Source organism: Streptomyces sp. ISL-87 (assembly GCF_018614095.1).
Classification (GTDB): Bacteria; Actinomycetota; Actinomycetes; order Streptomycetales; family Streptomycetaceae; genus Streptomyces.
This window is the reverse complement of record NZ_JAGGOY010000105.1, coordinates 13596-33179: the sequence shown is the minus strand read 5'-3', so window position 1 is coordinate 33179 and position 19584 is coordinate 13596. Positions and strand designations below refer to the sequence as shown.

The window sequence follows — 19584 nt, the reverse complement described above, 5'->3', positions numbered from 1 at the left end:
CTTTCATGTTCAGGACACAAGGCCAGGAACAAGGCCGCACTGGAAATCCTGGGAAAAGCTTCGGCGCTCTTGGAAATGATCTCCGAGAGCGCGGACTGAAGCACACCTCCGAGCCGGTCGTGGACACCGCGTTCACCGGCATCGAGGGCGAGCTGGGCATCACGTCCGCGTGTCGGCTGACCGGCCGCTCCCGCGCCACCCACTACCGCCGGCTTCAGCCCCCGCCGCGGCGCAGGCCCCGCTCGCCGCAGGTCCAGCCCTCGGCCCTGGCGGCCGGAGAGCGGGCCTCGGTACTGGAGCTGATGAACAGCGACGAGTACGCCGAGCTTGCGCCCGCACAGATCTGGGCCCGCGAGCTGGACGCCGGGCGCTACCACTGCTCGATCTCCACGATGTACCGGATCCTGCGCGAGCGGGGCCAGAGCGGCGAACGCCGCCGCCAGGCCACCCACCCCGCCAGGACGGTGCCCGAGCTGGTCGCCACCGGCCCGTCACAGGTGTTCACCTGGGACATCACCAAGGCGGCCGGACCGGTCAAGGGCATCTGGTATCACGCCTACGTCATCATCGACATCTTCAGCCGCTACATCGTCGGCCACACCGTCGAGGCCGCCGAATCCGCTGAGCGCGCTGAGGAGTTGATCCGGGAGGCCATCACCCGCAACCACATCGTGCCCGAGACCGTGCACGCCGACCGCGGCACCTCGATGACGAGCAAGAAGGTCTCCCAGCTGCTGATCGATCTGGGGGTGACAAGGTCGCACTCGCGGCCGAAGGTCTCCAACGACAACCCCTACAGCGAGGCCCAGTTCAAGACCACGAAGTACATGTCCGACTATCCCGAACGCTTCGACTCCCTGGCCCACGCCCGCGAGTGGTTCGACGCCTTCATCGCGTACTACAACCATGAGCACCGGCATTCGGGCATCGGCTGGCACACGCCGGCATCCGTCCATTTCGGGACCGCCGAGGAGGTCCGCGACCAGCGGGCCGTCACCCTCGCCCAGGCATACGCCCGCCACCCCGAACGCTTCGGCCGCCGCCCCCGACCACCCGAGATACCCCAGAAGGCATGGATCAACAACCCGGCCAAGCGCCGGGAACCCACACCACAAACCTCATAGCCTCACGACCGTCTCACTGGACTTGAAATCTTCCGAAGCCAGCGACCAGCAACCACAACAACGTCCACCGTCACCGTGACCGCACAGTCAGTGGTTAAACGCCAAGCTACGACCAGAAGGCATCAAACGCCCTCTGGTCGGCCCACAGCTCCCAACCCTCGGTGATCCTTCCGTCGCTGATGTGGAACACGATGGCGTAGTCCATGTCGAGCTCCATACCTTCACGGGAGGCCGTGGCGTGCAGCAGGGCGACGGTGTGCGCGTCATTGGCGAGCACATCGTGGAGTTGCGGGCGGTAGCTGCCGCCGGACAGTCGGAAGTCGAGCTCGAATGTGGCGAAGGTCGCGTCACGGCCCTGAAAGTCGCCCGCCAGCGGGGATTGGCCCGGAATGTGCCACCGCACATCGGGGTGGAACACCTCTGCCAGGGCATCCATGTCACCTGCCGAGAAGGCATCCATGGCGCGCCTGAACACGACGATGTTGGGATGGTCAGTCATGAAGCCTCCTTGAGCCCAGAGGATGCCCGGGGAAGCAGGGCGGAGGGCAATGGCCACGCCGGGTCGCCATTCCCGTCCACCTCTTTGGGTGCGGTCATCCGGGGTAGGACTCGGCTTGAGCCCTGTGGACGTCGGAGAGGTGCCGTGCTTGCCGCCGCGCTAGCAACTCGTCGATGGGTTCGAGAAGTCGATCCCATGCGCGTTCAGCGCCCTGTGACTGGCTGGGAGTCCGTGCATAGCCCTGAGCTGCGGTGATCGCCTTGTCGTAGAGGTCGTAATCCGTTGGGAGGGCGGTCGACCGCTCACGTCGCAACCATGCGATCAGCCACGGCATGTCGCGGGACCAGCTCGGGTTTGCCAAGGAGCGTACGCGCAGATATCCCAGTTGATCCCACCATCGGCGGCTGTGCCACTTGCGTGAGTCTGCTGGCGGCAGACCGGGGAGTAGGTCCTTCACTGGACCCATATTGCCTGGTGACGGAACTTGGGAGTACGGGGTTTGTCGTTCGAGCAGTACGTCAAGGTTTGGTGCCTGTCTTGTGGTGGGCGGGGGCGGGCCTCTGCCTCGCCGGTAGCGAGGGCCCTCCCACGTCGTGACGGGTGGCCGGGTGGTGGTTTTTCGATCCGAGCGGCGTGTTCAAGGTCGAAGCGGCGGAGAAGGGACTGCCAGAGGACTGCCAGCAGCGGACCACATCGGTCGCGTCCGCGTCGGTGCTCGACCATCAGAGCCAGACCGGCTTGTTCACCCCGCCGCTGGGCAGTTTGTCGACGACCAGGCGGATGCGGTGCCCTCGATGATGGGCAGGGGTCCGTCGTGCTCCAGCCAGGCCGCCCGACGCGTCAGCCTCGGGTGCAGCCGGTCCCGTGCCTGGGCCGTCGCCTTGCCCGTAGAGGCGGGTATCGGTGACGGTCACGGCCTGCTCGGCGCCCCAGGTCGCGGCGTCGCCTAAGACGAACTCGCCACCGTGCTTCGGCGGCCGGCCACCCTTCGGGCTGTGGCCACCTGGCGGTGTCGGATGCCGCATATCCCGGTCCGAGCGCAGACAGCTCAGAATCTGCGCCGGCAGACCGGCGAGCAGGAAAGCGACCGGCATCCAGCACCACCAGGACCTCAGGATCGTCTTCCTGCCACTGACCTCCGGCGACAAGCGGCTCGGCCACGTCCCGGATCTGGACGGCGGTCACCGCGACGACGTCCGCCCCGGGCTCCAGTCGGACCGCGTCCCAGCACCGCGGTTCATGACGTGCGGCCGGTCTCCAGCGCGGCCACGATCGAATACGGCCAGCCCGGGACCATTTGGTGTTTTCCCTCGCCCCGGCCAACGTGTGGCAGAACGATCGGTCCGGGCACGTGCTTGGCATCCGGACGCGGTCACGGTGAGACGTCCACCGCCAGGACGAGCCGGCCGTCTGCCGTCTGCCGTCCTCGGCAGCGGCAGCCCTGCCAGGGCGCGACGCAGCCGGGTGACATCGAGCCGGCCCCGGTTGAGCCCTCCGCAGAGGGCCCCGTGGCCACGACGGTGTTCGGGCGCGAGCTGCGAGATCGACCAATGTCCGCACCGGCCCGTCCGTGCACAACAGTGCGTCCGTCAGCTGGGACCTTTCGGATCAGCCGCTTGCCGTCAAGGCTGCGCGTGCGGTGGTGAGGATCTCCTCTGAGAGCGGGGAGTCCAAGGTGGCGCGGGCCAGGACGAGAGCTCCGAGCATGGTGCACAGCCGGGTGATGCCGTCCTGGTCCTCGGTGGCCAGCGAGTCGGCGAATGCGCGCACGCCCTCAGCGTAGACGCGGTGGGCCTCGCGATTGCCACCTGCGCGCGCCATGTCGGCGGCGAGCCCGGCAGCGGGGCAGCCGTCCGCCGCGTTGTCGCGGTGCTCGACGGAGAGGTAGGTGTCGATCAGCTCCCGCTGCGCAGCCTCGCGCTGTCCGGCGTGCCGCTCGAGACCAGCTGTGTGGAGCTGGGCGAGTTCGCCGAAGGCATGAGCCGTGGCCTCGTCGACGAGTGCCCCCTTGGACGCGAACTGCTTGTAGAAGCCGCCGTGGGTCAGGCCGGCGGCCTTCATGAGGTCGGCGACGCTGACGTGGGTGCCCTGCTCACGGAACAGCCTGGAGGCGATCTCCACGACCCGCTGCCGGTTCTCCTGCGCCTGCGTCTGTGACACGCGGCTCATCGGCCACCTCCCCGGTTGGATGTCGGTTGCCATCTATCCTAGACTCCAGGTTAGATTACAGTCATAATCTAAATGTCGGCCCGGTCCTCGGGCGACAGCAGTGCAGGGAGCAGACATGGAACTCAAGGACGCGGTCGCCGTGGTCACCGGAGCCAACCGAGGGCTGGGACGCCAGATGGCCGCCCAGCTCCTGGAGCGCGGAGCCACCGTCTACGTCGCGGCCCGCCGCCCCGAGACCGTGGACCTGGCCGGTGTCACCCCGCTTCGCCTGGACCTGACCGACGAGGCATCCATCCGGGCCGCAGCACGCTTCGCCTCCGACGCGACGCTGCTGGTGAACAACGCGGGGATCTCCACCGGCACCCCGCTGATCGCCGGCGACCTGGACACGGTGCGCCTGGAGATGGAGACCAACTTCTTCGGGCCGCTCGCCGTGACCCGGGCCTTCGCCCCGGTCATCGAGGCCAATGGCGGCGGCGCCGTACTCAACGTCCTGTCCGTGCTGTCCTGGCTCCACCCCGCCGGCCTCGGCGCCTACGCGGCAGCCAAGGCCGCCGCCTGGGCACTGACCGACGCCGCACGCGAGGAGCTGGCGCCGCGCGGCATCACCGTCTCGGCGCTGCACGTCGGGTACATGGACACCGACATGGCCCGTGTCATTCCGGCCGATCAGAAGGCCGACCCCGCCGACGTCGCCGCCCAAGCTCTGGACGGCATCGAGCAGGACCTGCCCGAGATCCTTGCCGACGACGTCACCCGGCTCGTCAAGCAGGGCCTGGCCCTGGCGCCGAACGCGGCGTGAGCGCGCAACCCACGAGAAGGACGGAGACGACGATGAAGGCCTTCATGGTCGAGCGCTACGGCGACAAAGCCGGGCTGCGTGCCGCTGAGGTGGCGCAGCCGCACGTGGGCGCGGACGACGTCCTGGTCCGGATCCACGCGGCGAGCGTCAACCCGCTCGACCTCAAGATCCGGGACGGGGAGTTCAAGGCGGTCCTGCCGTACCGGGTCCCGTTCATCCTGGGCAACGACCTGGCCGGGACGGTGATCGAGGTGGGTTCGGCCGTGACGCGGGTTCGCGGTGGGCGACGAGGTGTACGCGCGGCCCGGCAAGGACCGGATCGGCACGTTCGCCGAGCTCATCGCGGTGCACCAGGACGACGTGGCACGCAAACCGGCCACACTGACCATGGAGGAGGCCGCATCCCTCCCCCTGGTCGCCCTGACCTCGTGGCAGGCCCTGGTCGGGCGGGCACACGTGCAGCCGGACCAGAAGGTCCTCATCCACGCGGGCTCCGGCGGCGTCGGCACCATCGCCATCCAGCTGGCGAAACACCTGGGCGCCCGCGTGGCCACGACCACCAGCACGGCCAACATCGACCTGGTGAAGAGCCTGGGCGCGGACGTCGTCGACTACAAGAAGCAGGCGTTCGAGACGGTCCTGCACGACTACGACGTCGTCCTCGACCCACTCGGCGGCGAGAACCTCGAGAAGTCCCTGCAGGTCCTCAAGCCCGGCGGGAAGGCCACCAGCATCGCCGGCCCTCCCGACTCCGCCTTCGCAAGGGAGCTGGGAGCAAACCTGATCCTCCGGACGGCCATGGCCTGACACAGCCGCTCGAAGACCCGCGTTGGCTGTCGGCTGACGCCCCAGATGCCCGTAAAAGCCTATGAATACGATCAAAACCTTTAGGAGTTCATGATGATCACAAAACGACCGGTAGCACTCGTGACAGGCGCGTCCTCCGGTATTGGGCAGGCGGCCGCCCTCGCACTCGTCGAAGCCGGCTTCGAGGTGGTCGGAACCAGCCGGAACACCTCGAAGGTCACCCCACGCGACGGCGTGACCTTCCTCGACCTCGACGTGACCAGTGACGCGTCGGTCACCACGCTGGTCCAGCAGGTCATCGAACGGTTCGGCCGGATCGACGTCCTGGTCAACAACGCCGGCATCGGCTCAACAGGCGCCGCCGAGGAAAGCTCCCTGGCGCAGGACCAGCGCGTCTTCGACATCAACCTCTTCGGCGTCCTCCGCATGACGAAGGCCGTCCTGCCGCACATGCGGGCCCAGCGCCGCGGGCGCATCATCAACATGTCGTCGGTCTACGGGTTCATCCCCCAGCCCTACATGGCCGTCTACGTCGCGTCCAAGCACGCGGTCGAGGGATACTCCGAGTCCCTGGACCACGAGGTCCGCGAGCACGGCGTCCGGGTCCTTCTCGTCGAGCCCGGCGGGACCAACACCGCATTCGAAGGAAACATCGTGCAGCCCGACACGCCGCTGCCGGTCTACGCCGAACAGCGCCGCATCACTGACCAGGTCGTCGCGGAAGCGGTCAAGGGCGGCGACGCCCCCGCCACCGTCGCCCAGGCGATCGCCAAGGCAGCCACCACCCCCAAGCCGAAGCTGCGCTACACCGCCGGCCCATTCGCGAGACGTCTCAGCATGCTGCGCCGCATCGTTCCGGCGCGGGTCTTCGACCAACAGATCCGCAAGTTCAACAAGCTGGCAGGCTGATGTGCCTTTGCACGACAGTTGGCGTGCGCGATCAGGACCACGTGCAGGCGGATCTGGCGGCCCATGAACCGGATCTCGGCGAGCGCGTCGACGGCCGGCGACTCCTTGGCGCGCGGGGGCACGATTGTGTCCGAGCCGGCTGTGGGTCAGGTGACAGGACGAGCGCTACATGTGTTCTGGAGAGCTGACTGCACGTCTTCCCCAAGAACGACGTGCGTCATCCCGCCTGGCAGGGTGGGCAGCTCAGCCCAGTGAGTCACGGTTTCAGCATTGGTAAGACCGTAAGCTGGCTCTCTGGAGCAGCACCTGAGCAGCGCTGGCCAAGGGCTCCCTCACTCGGGCCATGCGAGAAACCCTCCGACGATGGTGCCGTAGGCGAGGTGTGCGGCGAGCGTGACGGTGGGTGTGCCGCGGCCGTAGTTGAGCATGAGGAAGCCGGGTGGTTCCAGCAGCGCGACATCGGGGGCGCTGGTGTGGGGTGTGCCCATGCGCGGGTGCACGAGGGGCAGCAGGATGTTGACCAGCGCGGTGGCGGCGAACAGGCCGTGAACGAGGCCGAAGACGGTGCCCAGCCACCAGCTGCTGTAGCCGATGGCGGCGAAGACGGCGTAGTAGAGCAGGGCGAAGACCTGGCCGTTGACGAAGTGCACGCCGTAGCCGAGGGCCTTGGCGCGGGTCCGGTTGCTGGTGAAGGCGGTGCCGAGCAGGAACGGCAGGTCGATGCGGGTGAGGTTGGCGGCGTTGGCTGCGCGCAGGCCGGTGGTCAGGACGAGGGTGCCGACGAACCCGCCCGCCAGTACGGCCCAGATGCTCATCGTGTGGCCTCCCCGATCGTGCAGGCGGCGCTGATCAGAGCCAGATGGGACAGGCCCTGGGGCAGGTTGCCGAGGAAGATGCCCGTAGTGGGGTCGACCTCTTCGCTGAACAGGCCGACATCGTTGGCGAGGGCCATGAGCTGGTCCATGAGGTGGGCGGCTTCATTGACGCGACCGACCAGGGCCAGCGCTTCGGAGAGCCAGAACGAGCAGGCGAGGAAGGCGCCCTCGCTGCCGGGGAGGCCATCGGGGCGCAGGTAGCGGTTGACGTAGGGGCCGTCTTGGAGGGTGCGCTGGATGGCGGCCACGGTGCCGCGCATGCGCGGGTCGTCGGGCGGGCGATAGCGGTGGAGCAGACCGAGCAGGAGACCGGCGTCCAGGGCGTTGCCGTCGGCGGAGCGCACGTAACTGTTCAGACGCGGGTTGAAGCAGGGGTCGTCGACGAACTCGGCGATGGCCTGTCGCTCTCGCCGCCAGCGGGCAGAGTGCCGGTCGGGGATCAGCTGCCGCTTCGCCAGGTCGAGGGCGCGGTCGAGGGCGATCCAGCACATCATCTTGGACTGGGTGAAGTGCTCGGGACCGCTGCGTACCTCCCAGATGCCTGCGTCGGGCTGCTGCCAGGCGGTGCAGATGAAGTCTGCGGTCTCCGCCAGTCTGCGGGCGATGTCGGCGTCGAGCCTTCGGCCTGCGGTGGTGTACAGCCAGGCTGTCTGCAGCAGTTCGCCGTAGGTGTCGAGTTGGAGCTGCTCGGCGGCTGCGTTGCCGACGCGCACGGGCGCCGAGCCTCGGTAGCCCGACAGGGGTAGGGTCCGCTCGGGTGTGCGGGTGCCGCCGTCGAGGCGGTACAGGACGTCCAGGCGGGGATGGGTGAGCTGGGAGGCGTGTATCAGCCACCAGAAGTAGCTGGTGGCCTCCGGCGCACAGCCCAGCTTGAGGAACGCATCCAGGGTGAACGCGGAGTCACGGATCCAGCTGAAGCGGTAGTCCCAGTTGCGTTTCCCACCGAGCTCCTCGGGCAGCGAGGTGGTCGCGGCGGCGGCGACCGCGCCGGAGGGCGCGAAGACCAGGAGCTTGAGGGCGAGGGCGCTGCGCAGCACCGCCTCGCGCCATGGTCCGGTGTAGGTGCGATTGTCGGCCCACCGGCGCCAGGTGGCGCTCGTCTTGTCCAGGCGGTCCTCGCACTCGGCGCGAGTGGGCAGGACCAGCGGTTCTTGGTGTGCGTATGCCAGGGCGATCAGTGCCCGGGTACCGGCATCCGCCTCGAATCGGGCGGTGACGGCGTCGTCAGTGCACTGCGGCTTTTCCCGCGTTCCAGGCGCAGATGGCGACAGCATCGGGCCCCGAGACCGCCACCGGGATCCCGGCGCGCCGGGTCATGCTCGGTGCGCGAGTGCCGTACTCGAAGCGCGGCTGGACGCTCCAGCGCATGGGGACGCTGCCGGCGAGGCCCTCGATCCGCCGGACCAGTTCCCGACCGGGCGCCAGGGAGAGGTTGTCGGGGAGGGCCAGCGCGTCGGTCAGCCGGACCGTGCCGTGCGCGGTGGTGAACGTCGTCTCCAGCACGTTGGTGCCGGGGAGGTAGCGGCGGGCTGCGGTGTAGGGCACGTCGGGCTGGAGGAGGAACCTGCCGCCGCGGGCCTGGTCAAGGACGGCGGCGAACAAGGTGGGCGAGTCCAGGTCGGGCCAGGCCAGCCAGTCCACCGAGCCGTCGCGGGCGACGAGCGCGGCGGAGCGCCCGTCCCCGATCACGGCGTAGTCCCGCAACTGCGCGTACCCGTCCGTCCGTACCGGCTGTGCGGTGTACGGGTCGGTCGGGGTGCGGCCGGATGCGGGAGGCGGGGCTGTCACCTTAAGACCACCTTCTCCGGGCTATCGTCCAGTCGGGTCGGGTCGGTCGAGAAGGTCGCTCAGGGGTACGCCGGGGTCGGCGAGCCGCGTCGGATCGACCGGTTTCCGGGAGGTGACGAGGGCGCGGAGCGGGTCGGTGACGTCCCAGACGTTGACGTTCATGGCGGCCATTACCCGGCCTTCGGCGAGCCAGAAGGCGATGAACTCGCGGGTGTCGGTCCGGCCGCGGAAGACGACCCGGTCGTAACCGCCGGGTTCCACGTAGCCGGTGTACTCCATGCCGAGGTCGTACTGGTCGGTGAAGAAGTACGGGACGCGGTCGTACGCCACGTCCTGAGCCAGCATCGCCTTGGCCGCGACCTGGGGCTGGTTGAGGGCGTTGGCCCAGTGCTCGACGCGGATGTGTTTGCCGAGCAGCGGGTGGAAGGCGTCTGCGACGTCCCCGGCGGCGTAGATGTCCGGGTGCGAGGTGCGCAGGCGGGCGTCGACGCGGATGCCGTTGCCGACGTCGAGTCCGGCGGCCGCGGCGAGCTGGGTGTTGGGGGTGATGCCGACCCCGACGATGACCGCGTCGGCGTCGACGCGGCTGCCGTCGGCCAGCAGCACGCCATTCGCCCGGCCGTCTTCGCCGGTGATCTCGGCGACCTGGACGCCGAAGCGCAGCTCGACTCCGTGATCGGTGTGCAGGTCGGCGAAGATCTGTGCCACCTCGCGGCCCAGTACGCGCAGCAAGGGCAGTTCCGCCGTCTCCAGGACCGTGACCTCCACACCGGCCGCGCGGGCGGCGGCCGCGGTCTCCAGACCGATCCAGCCGGCGCCGATCACCGTGATGCGGGATGCGGACTCGAAGGCTTCCTTGATGCGGTCGCTGTCCGGGAGCCGGCGCAGGTAGTGGACCCCGTCGAGGTCGGCTCCGGGCACCGGCAGGCGGCGCGGTGAGGAGCCGGTGGTCAAGAGCAGCTTCGCGTAGCCGATGCGGCTGCCGTCAGCGAGCGCTACATCATGTCCGGCCGGGTCGATCGCGGTCGCTGTGGCGCCCAGGCGCAGGTCTACGTCGTGCTCGGCGTACCACTGGGAAGGGTGGACATAGACCGTCTCACGCTCCTCCTTGCCCAACAGATAGCCCTTGGACAGCGGCGGCCGTTCGTAGGGACGCTCGCTCTCCTCTCCGAGCAGCACGAGGGGCCCGTCGAATCCCTCTTCCCGGAGTGTCTGTGCTGCCTTCGCACCAGCCAGGCCGGCTCCGACGATCACGAATCCTGTGTTCGCGGCCATGTCCTCTCCTCTGCTGCGTCAGTTCTGCCCGCAGACCGATGGCGGTCCGCCCGGCGAGCTGGTCCCGACCGGCGTGCATGTGGCCAGCCCATCGTCCTCGATGACACTGCGCTGCGGGCGGTTGAGGTTTTCCCGGGTGTGTCTGCCGTCCGGTGATCGCAGGCGGCTGCTCCACACGGGACCGTCCGGCCCGCGACCAGCTGCATCAGGCTGCGGCGGGACGCTTGCGGTGCAGTGCGGCATCCAGCTGCTCGAACAGCTCGTTGCCAGAGGCCGTGAACTTGGCTATGCCCTCCTCCTCCAGCACACGCACCACGTCGTCATAGGACACCCCGACAGCCTCCAGGTCATCGAGTACCTGCTGGGCTGCCGCATCCCTGCCATGGATGGCGTCGCCCTGGATGCGGCCGTGGTCCGCGACCGCGCGCAGGGTCTGCTCCGGCATCGTGTTGACCACCCCTGGCGCCACCAGTTCGTCGACGTAGCGGGTGTCGTCGTAGGCGGGGTCCTTCACCCCGGTGGAGGCCCACAGCGGGCGTTGGGGGCGCATCCCGGCCGCCGCCAGGGCCCTCCATCGCTCTGATGCGCACGCCTGCTCGAAGTGCCGGTAGGCCAGGCGGGCGTTGGCGATCGCGGCCCGCCCCCTCAGGTCCGTGCCCCCGAGGGTGCCGATCGCGTCCAGTCGGCTGTCGACCTCTGTGTCCACCCGGCTGACGAAGAAGGAGGCCACCGAGGCGATGGAGACCAGGTCACGTCCCGCCGCATGCGCCCTGCCCATGCCGTCCAGGAAGGCGTCGAGCACCTGGTCGTAGCGGTCCCACTCACGGTCTTCTCCCTCGCGTCGCTTCGGGCGATGCCCTCTGCGCGCCGCCCGGATCGTCTACGGGCGGGGCACAGACCTCCTTCACACGCCAGGAGGCCGGCGACCACGCCGGCGACTCGATGCCGGGCAGATGCGCACTGCGCCCCGGGCTGTCGAGGCCGCCACGGCCTCGCGTGCGGGTGAGCCCCCTGACGCTCACCCGCCTCGTCGCCGTCTGTGTCCCTCACGGGCTGTCAGTGGGGCTGCCGCTTGCCGTGGTAGTGCTGGGCGAGCCGGGCGAGGGCGACTGCACCGAGCAGGAGTCCGAAGTCGCGCAGCGCGACGTCGTAGTGCCCGGGGATGGTCAGCAGGTTGACGATGATGCCGGCGAGCCATCCGGCGACCAGCCAGCCCCCAAAGCGCGGGGCGATGGCGACGGCAAGGCCCGCGACGATCTCGATCACTCCGACGGCGTACATGGCTGCCTGTGCGCTGCCCGGGACGATGTCGTTGATCCAGGGCGCGAGGTAGGTGGGCCAGTCGACGAGCAGGTTGGCGAACTTGTCCAGCCGACGGCGCAGCGGACGCACCGGCCCGGGAGCGGGCCGGCCCGCCAAGCTCTACAAGCGTTCCACCAAGCAGGTCACCGTCAGCCTGCCGGAGCGGCACTACGAACTGGCCGGACGGCTCCTCGCCCAGGCGCTGGAAGAATCCGAAGCCACCGGCGAACCAGTCCGGACCGCCCTGCACCGAAAGGCCCACGAGCTCGGCACACAGCTCGCCGGACCGGACCAGACGGATCTGTTCGCCCTGCTCGAAGGCAACGGTTTCGAACCCCGCTACGACGATCACGCCATCGTTCTGGGCAACTGCCCCTTCCACGCGCTCGCCCGCGAACACACCCAGACCGTGTGCGGCATGAACCTCCACCTGCTCACCGGCGTACTGGAAGGACTCGACGAAGGCGGCCTCCAGGCATGCCTGGAGCCCGGCCCCGGCCACTGCTGCGTACGCCTCCAGCCTGCCCCCTCACCGCCCGCAACGGCGCCGCGCCCTTGAGAACCACCACGACCGCCCCCGATCCCCTACCCCGCAAGTACATCGTGGACATCGCCGCACCGGCCACGGTCCCGGCGTCGTACACGGCTGACCTGCCCTCGCCCCGCCGGCATCCCTGGGCCCCAGCCGCCGATACCCACCACCGCCCCGCTGCGCGTCGTCCACGAAACCGGCGGCATCGACCTGGCCGGCGCCGAGCGCGCCGCGGGCCAGTTCCTTCGGGGGCATCCCCTCTCCAGCAGCACCCGTCCGCACGCCCGTCAGACGCCGCGCCTAGGCTGTCCGCACGAACCGGCATCAAGGAGCAGTGCAGTGCGGATAGAGCGTCACCAGGTAGGCGGGGCAGTCCTTTCGGCGGCGCGCGAGGGCTTCGCGAACCGGATCGGGGGGCAGGTCCGGTCCATGTCGAAGGCCGGCCGGATGGCCACGTACGAGTGGCAGGCGATCGCGGACGAGTTCCTCGACTACCTGGGTGCCCTCTCCGTCGAGACGCCCGACCTCGACACCCCCGAGGCCAAGGCCGCCCTCAAGGACGCCACCGAGGCCGCGGCCGGCGCCGTCGCGTTCGCGGCGTACTTCCCGCACTGCGACTTCCACATCACCCTCGACTACGTGAACTTCGGGATGGGCTACGACCCCTGTAGCGACGAGGACGATGCCGAGGAGAGCGTCACCCCTGGCGAGTGGATCGACGCGTTCTGTCTCGCGATCCTCTCGGACAAGGCCAAGTGGCACGGCGAGGCCTTCCACTTCGCCCGCCAGAAGTTCGCCGAGAAGGCACAGGGAACCCCCGTCGGCGAGCTCGCCACGGGCTTCATGGCCCAGGTCATCGGCGACACCGGAAACGATGACGATGACTACCCCCCGAGCGCGCAGGCGAAGCTCGTCGCCATCGACGCCGCTCTGGGCCGCATCGGCAACCGGGCGGAGGAGACCGGCGAAAGCCTCCTCGACCGGCCGGACAGCGTCGCGCTGAAGACCCTGCGCGCCCTGGCCGCCGAGGACCGGGAGGCGTTCGACGCGGGCCTGACCGCCCTCCTGCTCCCGCACGCCACCCTGTACGGCCCCAGCGCCTCCCCGAGCAGTCTCCTCCCGCTTCTGCCGCTCGGCCTGGCCGCGCTCGCGTACCGGACCGTGGGCTGGATGCCAGCCCTGCACACCGAATACCTCCCGCACGCCCTGATCACCGGTTTCGAGAGCAGCGGCCCCAGGGTCGCGGGCTTCGGCCGCGACCGGCGTCCGGACGCCGTCGCCGTGCTGGCCGCCGGACCGCTGGTGGTCGAGCGGCCGGTATACGACCGCACCGTGCAGGAGGAGACCGAGGCCCAGTTCGACCAGTACACCCGCGAGGCCTTCACCCCGGAGAACGGAAAACCCCTCGCCGTATGGCGGCTCGGGACCGCCATGCGCTACCAGGAGCTCCTCTTCAAGTGGCGCGCCGGGAACTCCGCCGACGTCACGGACGCCCAGCTCAAGAACCTGCGCCTGGCTTCCCAGATGGGGGCGGCCCTGTTCCGTATCGCCCTTGCCGAGCCGGGCACCGAGGCCGAGGTGGCCATTGACGGCCAGACCCTCCGCTACACGGCCGCGCGGGGCGAGAAAGCGGGCCCGGGCGCCTGGGAGAACGCCACCGCCTTCGCCCTGATCACCGGCGTACGAGAGGATCTCGCCCCCCTGGTCCTCACCGGCCCCGCGTTTGCCGTCAAGGACGGCTCGGCTTTCACCGCGTACCGGGAGGCCCTCCACGCCTATCTGAGGGGGGTGGAACACGAGCAGGCTGCGGAGCGGGCGCTGCGGGAGGTGGAGAAGGCCAAGGACTGGGGCTTCTTCCCTCCGCCGGCCGTCCTGCTGTCGCAGCTCGTGGAGGGCGATGAGGAAAGCTTCAACCTGGCGCTGGCCGACGCCCTCGAAGCCCATCGCGACCACTACCGGGTCGCCGACCGCGCCGAAGACCCCGACGCCACGATCAACCTCAACGTCCTCGCCCTGGCCTGCCACGCCCGCCGCCGGGGCTGGAATATCCGGGTCGAATCCCCATACCTGCCCCAGCGGCTCCTCCAGGCTGCCGAACCCTTGTAGGCCCCGGCCGTACGTCCAGCCGGACAGCGGACAGCCCCGACCCCTGTCCATAACTTTTACTGAAGGCCAGAGAACCCAGCGCACCGGGGCCGACTCCGGCTCCGGCTCCGGCTCCGGCTCCGGCTCCGGCTCCGGCTCCGGCTCCGCAGCCTGCGCCAACATCGGCTCAACCGGCGGTCGCAACGTCACCCCAGGGCCTCCTCACGGTCCCCCTTCCGGGGTCAGCCTGACCGCACGGGACGGCCCGGCCCCGTGAGCACCCCGCGGCGGCGCATCATTCATCAGGGGCGCGGTGGGGCATTCTGGTGCGGGAGCGGCACGACGTTCGTCGGGCACCGCTGGCCTCTACCTCTCCTCCTCGATGCCCTGCTCGCGGCCTCCGGATGCGTCACCATTCATCCCGCCCCCGGCCCACCTGCCGCCACCCGCGCCGCAGTGCCGGCGGACCACAAACACCCGTGCGCACGCCGGCCGGCCGACTCGATTACGAGCCGGCGCTGCCGCTCTCCCGCTTGCACGAGGACCCTCCCGCCGCCCCGGCCGACGCTACTGCGGAGCCGGACCGGGCGCCCCGCCCCCATCGGCCCGCGCCTGCGGTCCGCGAGGCATCCGGAAACCGCAGGGGGGAGAGCCCAGCTCCGTACCGGATGGCCCCACGGGCCGCAGATCAGTCGCAGGGCCCACACAGCCGGGTTTGGGTGCGTGGCCGAGACCTGATCGCCCTCGGGTACGAGGGCGCTTCGCTCGGGGTCGCCGACGTCCTCGCCGACCAGGCCCTGGATGCTCCTCAACGAGATCAGCGCATGACCACGCCTCATCGCTGAGGGCGGGTTGGCCTGCCGGGGACCGGGTCAGACGGACGGGGTCCCTGTGTAGTCGTGGCGCTGGTAGCCGCGTCCGTCACCGTGCCAGTCCAGGAACAGCACCGAGTCGGCCAGGACCCCGGGGCCAGCCCGGTGACTGATCGTCGGGGTCGGTGCCCGACAGGAACAGTGCGAGGGCGGTGTCAGTGCGGGCGCGGTGAACACCTCCCACACCTCGAGACGTGCGGCCTGTGCGGCGGTGGGGACGTCCTGCCCGCTCCGCAACCGGTCCAGGAGCGTGGACCGTTTCCGGGGGGCAGGGCATCGGGCATGACGGCACGCTACGAGTGCCCTGGCGGCGCACCCCTGCGAGTGCCGGAATGAGCTGGCCTGGCCCTGGTCGTTCGCGTACGCCTCACGGCGGGCCGCCGTCCACGAACGACGGCGCCCGAATCCCATGCCTCCGCAAGCGGAACCATGTGGTCAATGTCCAGGCCGCCCGCGCCGTTCACCATGGTCTCGTCGTAGCAGGACGCCCTGGTGTTGACGGTGAGGGTGCAGCGCGGTCCAACGACCGGGGAGACGACCGCCTCGGCGATCAGCACCTCCTGCCGGGTGTTGCAACCGTCGGACGGATTGCCGCCCGCGTTCCAGTGCTTGAACGCGGTACGCGTGTAGCAGGCACGGGACTCCTCGGCGACTTGGAGCGCGGAGACCGCGACACCGATCGGGAGGACCTCGGGCACAGCCGCCAGGGCGTGGGCGGTGGCGGTGGCGGGCAGGGATAACGGGAGTACGGCCAGGGCCATCGCGGCCGCCGTACGCATCACCGTGATCATCACGCCGCCGGTTCCAGCGCCCGCCACCAGAGATGCGACAGCCTGCGCCCCCGGCCATCACCCGTTCAGCGGCGTTCGGTTCACCGCAGAAACGGAACACCGCGCCAGCCGGCCCCGACGGACATGCACACCGGGATCCGCTGCGCAGACCCACCTCCCGTGCTTACCGCGGACACGCATCCGGCAGCCCGACGGCGGTCGGGCCAGTGAGCGGTGCCCTGCGGATGACTTCCAGGCGCCGAGCCGCCTTCACCGCGGCGGCCGGGGAATCCTGGGCCAGGTCTCGATCGCGGCTGTGACACTCTCCAGCAGTATCTCGAGCTCCGATTCATGCGACGGTCGCTCCGTAGGCCGTCACTGCTTCTGTCACCGGCTGGAAGCAGGAGATTCCGCCTGTCGAATCGGGGTGCCGCCCTCGGTGTTTTCCGTCCGTCTCCCTACTCCCCGCCGGGATCGATCTCCCGGCCCGTGGAGTCCCAGACCCTCATGAAACCGTCGCCCTCCTGGGTCAGGATCAGGACGCCGCCCACGAGGTGGACCGAGATGGGCGGCTCGGACTCGGCGAATTCGACATCGATCCAGCCGCCCGGAGAGATGAGGCGCTCACCTCCGATGATCTCGAAGTGGACCTTCAGCGGCTCGTGCTGGTTCGCGTAGAAACGAGTTCTCATGGCACATCGTCCCAATGCTGGAGCAGCCAGTCCATCGGGTCCGCCTGGGGGCCGGACCTCTTGTTGCCCTCGGGGTCGGCGGTCGGGTGCTACGGACAGAACCGGTGAACCTCGGCGTACCCGTCACGCACGCGGTGATCTCGGACTTGGTGATCGGGGCGGCCGCCCTGCGCACCTTGACCCTGTCGCCCATCGCCGAGGTGACCTCCCAGCCGGGCCAGTGCCGCAGGAGTGACGGTCGTCGGGACCACATCCACCACGACCCGGTTGACCCGCGGGCCAGTGATTGCCGCCTCAGTGGCTGCGGTGGGCCCGGTGGGCCCGGTGGACTCAGTGGAGGCAGAGGCAGAATGGATGGCCGGCCGGGTCCGCGTAGACCCGCCAGTTGGCCTCCGGGCGGAGCTGGTCCGTCCGCTCCAGCACGGTCGCGCCAAGGGTGAGCGCCCGCTTCTCCTCCCCGTCGAGGTCGTCCACGTCGAAGTCCAGGTGGAGCTGCTGCGGGCGCTGCTGGCCGGGCCATTCGGGCGGCTGGTAGCCCTCCCGCTGGCAGGCCAGCGGCGTTCCCTCGAACCCGTGCACCTCGACCCAGTCGGGATCCTCCGGGTCCGCGACCACCCGGCCACCGAGCAGACCCGCGTAGAACTCCGCGAGCCGTAACGGATCGGCGCAGTCCAGCGCGACCGCCTGCAGCTTTCGAATCACTTCCGACACCCCTCGCTCCTCGGCCGCTTCCGCGACTCCCCGTACGGGAGGGGTCGTACCCGCCGCCGCGGCGAACATGCGCGGCGGCACGCCGGTCTGCCGCCGGGCAGCCACGTGGTGAGTGGTGCTCGGTCATGGTGGCACATCCTGAGAGACGCGCTTTAGCCTGCCAACGGCGGTCCGCGTGTCTCATCCCACCGCCTCGTAGCGAACCTGCCGTTCGGGCCGCTCAAGCTTCACTGACACGGACTCGCATCCATCAAGTTTCGCTGGCAGACGCTCAAGGTTCAGTGGCACAGGAGTGCGCCACGAGGCGCAACCGGCGGATTGAACGGCCAGTCGTCAGGGCTGCTCTTGAGCGCAGTTCCGTCGTCGGCCAGTTCTACCTGGCGCAACCTGCGGCCGTCGGAGCCGACCTCCATAAGGTAGGTCGCTGGTTCATCGCCGTCGCCGTCCCAGCGGCGCTGAAGGTGCACGATGCTCCTGTCCGCGAGTGCGCCGAATCCGGGGCGACCGCGCTGTGCGTCGCGCTTGGCCCGCAGGCCGTCCAGGCCCGGAGGCATGGTCAGCTCGTCGATGTCGACTTCGGCCAGGTCCTCGTCAGCCCGCTCGATGACATCTGGACTGTCGACCACCTCCACTTCCGCGAAGGCCTCAAGGACCTCTCGGGCCGATCTCGCGTGCACCCACCACCGTGCGCCGCCCATTCCGTAGTCGTGCAGGACGAGAAAGCGCGACTTGGGCGCGAGGTCAGGGCTTGTCATACCGGCCGAGAGTAGCGGAGCACGCAAGTCCGGCTGCACCGAATCAGATCGTTGAGACAACAGCCAGCATCCATGCGTCCGGGACGAGATCGTCTGAGATTTCTCGCAGCCATGCGTCTCAACTGATCTGGTCGTCGCAGGTCAACTGATCTGCACCGGTCCGGGCGCGGGACGCGAGGAGGTCTGCGTTCGGCTGCGACAGCCGAGCGCGGACCCGCCCGCGCAAGCGTGATCGCCGGGCTACCGCCGAGGCCAGGGCACGTCGGTCTCGACCGGCTGGCCGTAGACCGTGCCGTCGACACCCCAGCCGTACAACTCCTGGACCTGGCTCATGAACCAGTCTGCGCCGGACCGGGCTTCTTCGAGGCCGCGCTCAGGGTCCGCCCACAGCCTCCGGACGCGGTCTTGGACCTGGTCGTCGAGTTCCCAGCCGTCCAGCCGGATCCGGCCCGCCTCGTCCAGGACCAGCGGGGTGCGGCCCTCCAGCTGGTCCCACAGATCGATGGCCTGCTCGGTGGTGGTGCGGAAGCCGGCCTCGCCCAGGACGGTGCGGAGGAAGGCGGTGTAGAGGGCGATGGAGGGGATCGCACTGGAAGCCTGCGTGACCGCCGCGCCGGCCACGACGGTGAAGGCGCGGCCGTCCTTCTCCTTGAGCAGGGTGGAGCTGTTCAGGTCGTGAGCGGTCTGCTCCAAGTGTTCCTTGGCCGCGCCGATGGTGCCCTGCCGATACACCGGCGCAGTGACCTCCGATCCGACATAAGTCAGGGCCACGGTGGTGAACCCGTCCGCGAGGAGCTGGCGGGCGGCCAGGGCGCGTACCCACAGGTGCCAGTCGTCGCCGCCCATCACCGCGACCGTCGCCCGCGCCTCGTCTTCGGTGCCGGCCTCGATCCGGGCCCGGGACACCTGCGGGTCGGTTCCGGAGAAGTCCAGTGCCGGCGCCTCGTAGGGGGCGCCGAGCGGTTTGATCACCGAGTGGTGGACGATGCCGGTGGCCGGGTCGGTGCGGCGGGGTGCGGCAAGGCTGTAGACGAGGTAGTCGACCTGCCCGTAGTGCTGCTCCAGCAGGTCCGCGATTTCGGTCTTGGCATCGGCGGAGAAGGCGTCGGTGTTCACGAACCGGATGTCGTGGTCGGCCGCGGCGGCGAGCTGGGCGGTGGCCTCGGTGCGGTACCAGCCGGCGGTCGCGGTGCGGCGTCCTGTGTCGGCGGCCTCGAAGGCGACGCCGATGCCGCGGATGCCGTGCTGGCGCAGGCCGGCCAGGAGCGTGGCGAGCCCGTAGCCGGCGGAATGCCCGAGGATCAGCGCGACCGGACGGCGGCCGCCAGAGCGGGCCGGGATGCCGTCCCACATTCGGTGCACGGTCTGTGCGGCGCCTTCGGGGTGGGAGTTGACAACCAGGAACCCGCGCTGCTTGGGCTCGATCTGGCGAAGGCTCACGAGATATCCGTTCCGTCCGGTACGAGGCGGACGAGGAGAGCGCGCATGTCCGCGATCGTGCGCAGGCGGCCGGTCTCCTCGTCCGGGATGACGACGGGCAGCTCTCTTCGAGGTTGGTCACCAGCTCGGCCAGGGCCAGGCTGTCGACGCCGAAGCCCTGCTCCAGCCGTCCGTCAT

The 19584-nt window shown here is 69.4% G+C and carries 18 protein-coding genes and 3 pseudogenes; 7 read left to right on the top strand and 14 right to left on the bottom strand.

The window, feature by feature from the left end; genetic code table 11:
• Positions 1 to 119 precede the first annotated feature (119 nt).
• On the top strand, positions 120 to 1124 hold the full coding sequence (locus tag J7I97_RS31830; protein ID WP_214941985.1) for an IS3 family transposase: 1005 nt from the start codon (positions 120 to 122) through the stop codon (positions 1122 to 1124).
• A gap of 106 nt (positions 1125 to 1230) precedes the next feature.
• On the opposite strand, the gene J7I97_RS31825 is transcribed toward J7I97_RS31830, so the two are convergent.
• From J7I97_RS31825 to J7I97_RS31815, 3 genes are all read right to left on the bottom strand, one after another.
• On the bottom strand, positions 1231 to 1623 hold the full coding sequence (locus tag J7I97_RS31825) for a nuclear transport factor 2 family protein (RefSeq protein ID WP_214941982.1): 393 nt from the start codon (positions 1621 to 1623) through the stop codon (positions 1231 to 1233).
• A gap of 722 nt (positions 1624 to 2345) precedes the next feature.
• Positions 2346 to 2717 carry a hypothetical protein gene (locus J7I97_RS39180; RefSeq protein WP_251059354.1) on the bottom strand — a complete coding sequence of 124 codons (372 nt, stop codon included), beginning with the start codon at positions 2715 to 2717 and terminating at the stop codon, positions 2346 to 2348.
• Between the two features lie 514 nt (positions 2718 to 3231).
• Positions 3232 to 3792, bottom strand: a complete 561-nt coding sequence (locus J7I97_RS31815) for a TetR family transcriptional regulator (RefSeq protein WP_214941979.1) — start codon at positions 3790 to 3792, stop codon at positions 3232 to 3234.
• 115 nt (positions 3793 to 3907) lie between these two features.
• Here J7I97_RS31815 and J7I97_RS31810 point away from each other — a divergent pair, with 115 nt between their 5' ends.
• From J7I97_RS31810 to J7I97_RS31800, 3 genes and pseudogenes are all read left to right on the top strand, one after another.
• Entirely contained in the window at positions 3908 to 4594 is a 687-nt protein-coding gene (locus J7I97_RS31810) for an SDR family oxidoreductase (RefSeq protein ID WP_214941976.1), read from the top strand.
• 32 nt (positions 4595 to 4626) lie between these two features.
• Positions 4627 to 5398 (top strand): annotated as a pseudogene (locus J7I97_RS31805) (NADP-dependent oxidoreductase); the annotation flags it as partial.
• A 96-nt stretch (positions 5399 to 5494) separates the two neighbouring features.
• Entirely contained in the window at positions 5495 to 6310 is an 816-nt protein-coding gene (locus tag J7I97_RS31800; RefSeq protein WP_214941994.1) for an oxidoreductase, read from the top strand.
• Positions 6311 to 6642: 332 nt separating this feature from the next.
• Here the strand turns inward: J7I97_RS31800 and J7I97_RS31795 are convergent, their stop codons facing one another.
• The 6 genes from J7I97_RS31795 to J7I97_RS31775 form a co-directional block, all read right to left on the bottom strand.
• Positions 6643 to 7125, bottom strand: coding sequence for a hypothetical protein (locus J7I97_RS31795; RefSeq protein ID WP_214941973.1), 483 nt, complete (start codon positions 7123 to 7125; stop codon positions 6643 to 6645).
• On the bottom strand, positions 7122 to 8459 hold the full coding sequence (locus J7I97_RS31790) for a glycoside hydrolase family 15 protein (protein ID WP_251059353.1): 1338 nt from the start codon (positions 8457 to 8459) through the stop codon (positions 7122 to 7124). Before J7I97_RS31790 ends, J7I97_RS31795 begins: the two co-directional genes overlap by 4 nt.
• On the bottom strand, positions 8410 to 8973 hold the full coding sequence (locus J7I97_RS39170; RefSeq protein ID WP_308369415.1) for a trehalase-like domain-containing protein: 564 nt from the start codon (positions 8971 to 8973) through the stop codon (positions 8410 to 8412). The genes J7I97_RS31790 and J7I97_RS39170 overlap by 50 nt, the downstream gene beginning before the upstream one ends.
• 21 nt (positions 8974 to 8994) lie before the next feature.
• Complete coding sequence (locus J7I97_RS31785; RefSeq protein ID WP_214941970.1) at positions 8995 to 10248, bottom strand: NAD(P)/FAD-dependent oxidoreductase; 1254 nt, start codon at positions 10246 to 10248, stop codon at positions 8995 to 8997.
• A 205-nt stretch (positions 10249 to 10453) separates the two neighbouring features.
• Positions 10454 to 11050 (bottom strand): transaldolase family protein, encoded by a 597-nt coding sequence (locus J7I97_RS31780; protein WP_308369416.1) that lies wholly within the window; start codon positions 11048 to 11050, stop codon positions 10454 to 10456.
• Between the two features lie 254 nt (positions 11051 to 11304).
• Positions 11305 to 11640 carry a hypothetical protein gene (locus J7I97_RS31775; RefSeq protein WP_214941967.1) on the bottom strand — a complete coding sequence of 112 codons (336 nt, stop codon included), beginning with the start codon at positions 11638 to 11640 and terminating at the stop codon, positions 11305 to 11307.
• Here J7I97_RS31775 and J7I97_RS31770 point away from each other — a divergent pair.
• The 3 genes and pseudogenes from J7I97_RS31770 to J7I97_RS39165 form a co-directional block, all read left to right on the top strand.
• Positions 11621 to 12109 (top strand): annotated as a pseudogene (locus J7I97_RS31770) (helix-turn-helix transcriptional regulator); the annotation flags it as partial. The gene J7I97_RS31775 and the pseudogene J7I97_RS31770 overlap by 20 nt on opposite strands.
• Positions 12110 to 12421: 312 nt before the next feature.
• Complete coding sequence (locus J7I97_RS31765; protein WP_308369417.1) at positions 12422 to 14188, top strand: Imm49 family immunity protein; 1767 nt, start codon at positions 12422 to 12424, stop codon at positions 14186 to 14188.
• 641 nt (positions 14189 to 14829) lie between these two features.
• Positions 14830 to 14967 (top strand): annotated as a pseudogene (locus tag J7I97_RS39165) (XRE family transcriptional regulator); the annotation flags it as partial.
• 365 nt (positions 14968 to 15332) lie between these two features.
• On the opposite strand, the gene J7I97_RS31760 reads toward J7I97_RS39165, so the two are convergent.
• From J7I97_RS31760 to J7I97_RS31740, 5 genes are all read right to left on the bottom strand, one after another.
• Complete coding sequence (locus J7I97_RS31760) at positions 15333 to 15833, bottom strand: hypothetical protein (protein ID WP_214941964.1); 501 nt, start codon at positions 15831 to 15833, stop codon at positions 15333 to 15335.
• Between the two features lie 434 nt (positions 15834 to 16267).
• Positions 16268 to 16501, bottom strand: coding sequence for a hypothetical protein (locus tag J7I97_RS31755; RefSeq protein ID WP_214941961.1), 234 nt, complete (start codon positions 16499 to 16501; stop codon positions 16268 to 16270).
• 330 nt (positions 16502 to 16831) lie between these two features.
• Positions 16832 to 17203 carry a VOC family protein gene (locus tag J7I97_RS31750; protein ID WP_214941988.1) on the bottom strand — a complete coding sequence of 124 codons (372 nt, stop codon included), beginning with the start codon at positions 17201 to 17203 and terminating at the stop codon, positions 16832 to 16834.
• Between the two features lie 287 nt (positions 17204 to 17490).
• Positions 17491 to 17967: a hypothetical protein gene (locus J7I97_RS31745; RefSeq protein ID WP_214941958.1), complete on the bottom strand. Its 477-nt coding sequence runs from the start codon at positions 17965 to 17967 to the stop codon at positions 17491 to 17493.
• A 240-nt stretch (positions 17968 to 18207) separates the two neighbouring features.
• Positions 18208 to 19407: an enoyl-[acyl-carrier-protein] reductase FabV gene (locus J7I97_RS31740; RefSeq protein ID WP_214941955.1), complete on the bottom strand. Its 1200-nt coding sequence runs from the start codon at positions 19405 to 19407 to the stop codon at positions 18208 to 18210.
• Positions 19408 to 19584 lie beyond the last annotated feature (177 nt).

Bases quoted from the DNA above. Each gene is read 5' to 3' on its own strand.
- J7I97_RS31810 (WP_214941976.1), top strand. From the start codon at position 3,908: ATGGAACTCAAGGACGCGGTCGCCGTGGTCACCGGAGCCAACCGAGGG.
- J7I97_RS31795 (WP_214941973.1), bottom strand. From the start codon at position 7,125: ATGAGCATCTGGGCCGTACTGGCGGGCGGGTTCGTCGGCACCCTCGTC.
- J7I97_RS31785 (WP_214941970.1), bottom strand. From the start codon at position 10,248: ATGGCCGCGAACACAGGATTCGTGATCGTCGGAGCCGGCCTGGCTGGT.
- J7I97_RS31825 (WP_214941982.1), bottom strand. From the start codon at position 1,623: ATGACTGACCATCCCAACATCGTCGTGTTCAGGCGCGCCATGGATGCC.
- J7I97_RS31790 (WP_251059353.1), bottom strand. From the start codon at position 8,459: ATGCTGTCGCCATCTGCGCCTGGAACGCGGGAAAAGCCGCAGTGCACT.
- J7I97_RS31755 (WP_214941961.1), bottom strand. From the start codon at position 16,501: ATGAGAACTCGTTTCTACGCGAACCAGCACGAGCCGCTGAAGGTCCAC.
- J7I97_RS31815 (WP_214941979.1), bottom strand. From the start codon at position 3,792: ATGAGCCGCGTGTCACAGACGCAGGCGCAGGAGAACCGGCAGCGGGTC.
- J7I97_RS31745 (WP_214941958.1), bottom strand. From the start codon at position 17,967: ATGACAAGCCCTGACCTCGCGCCCAAGTCGCGCTTTCTCGTCCTGCAC.
- J7I97_RS31800 (WP_214941994.1), top strand. From the start codon at position 5,495: ATGATCACAAAACGACCGGTAGCACTCGTGACAGGCGCGTCCTCCGGT.
- J7I97_RS39180 (WP_251059354.1), bottom strand. From the start codon at position 2,717: ATGCCGGTCGCTTTCCTGCTCGCCGGTCTGCCGGCGCAGATTCTGAGC.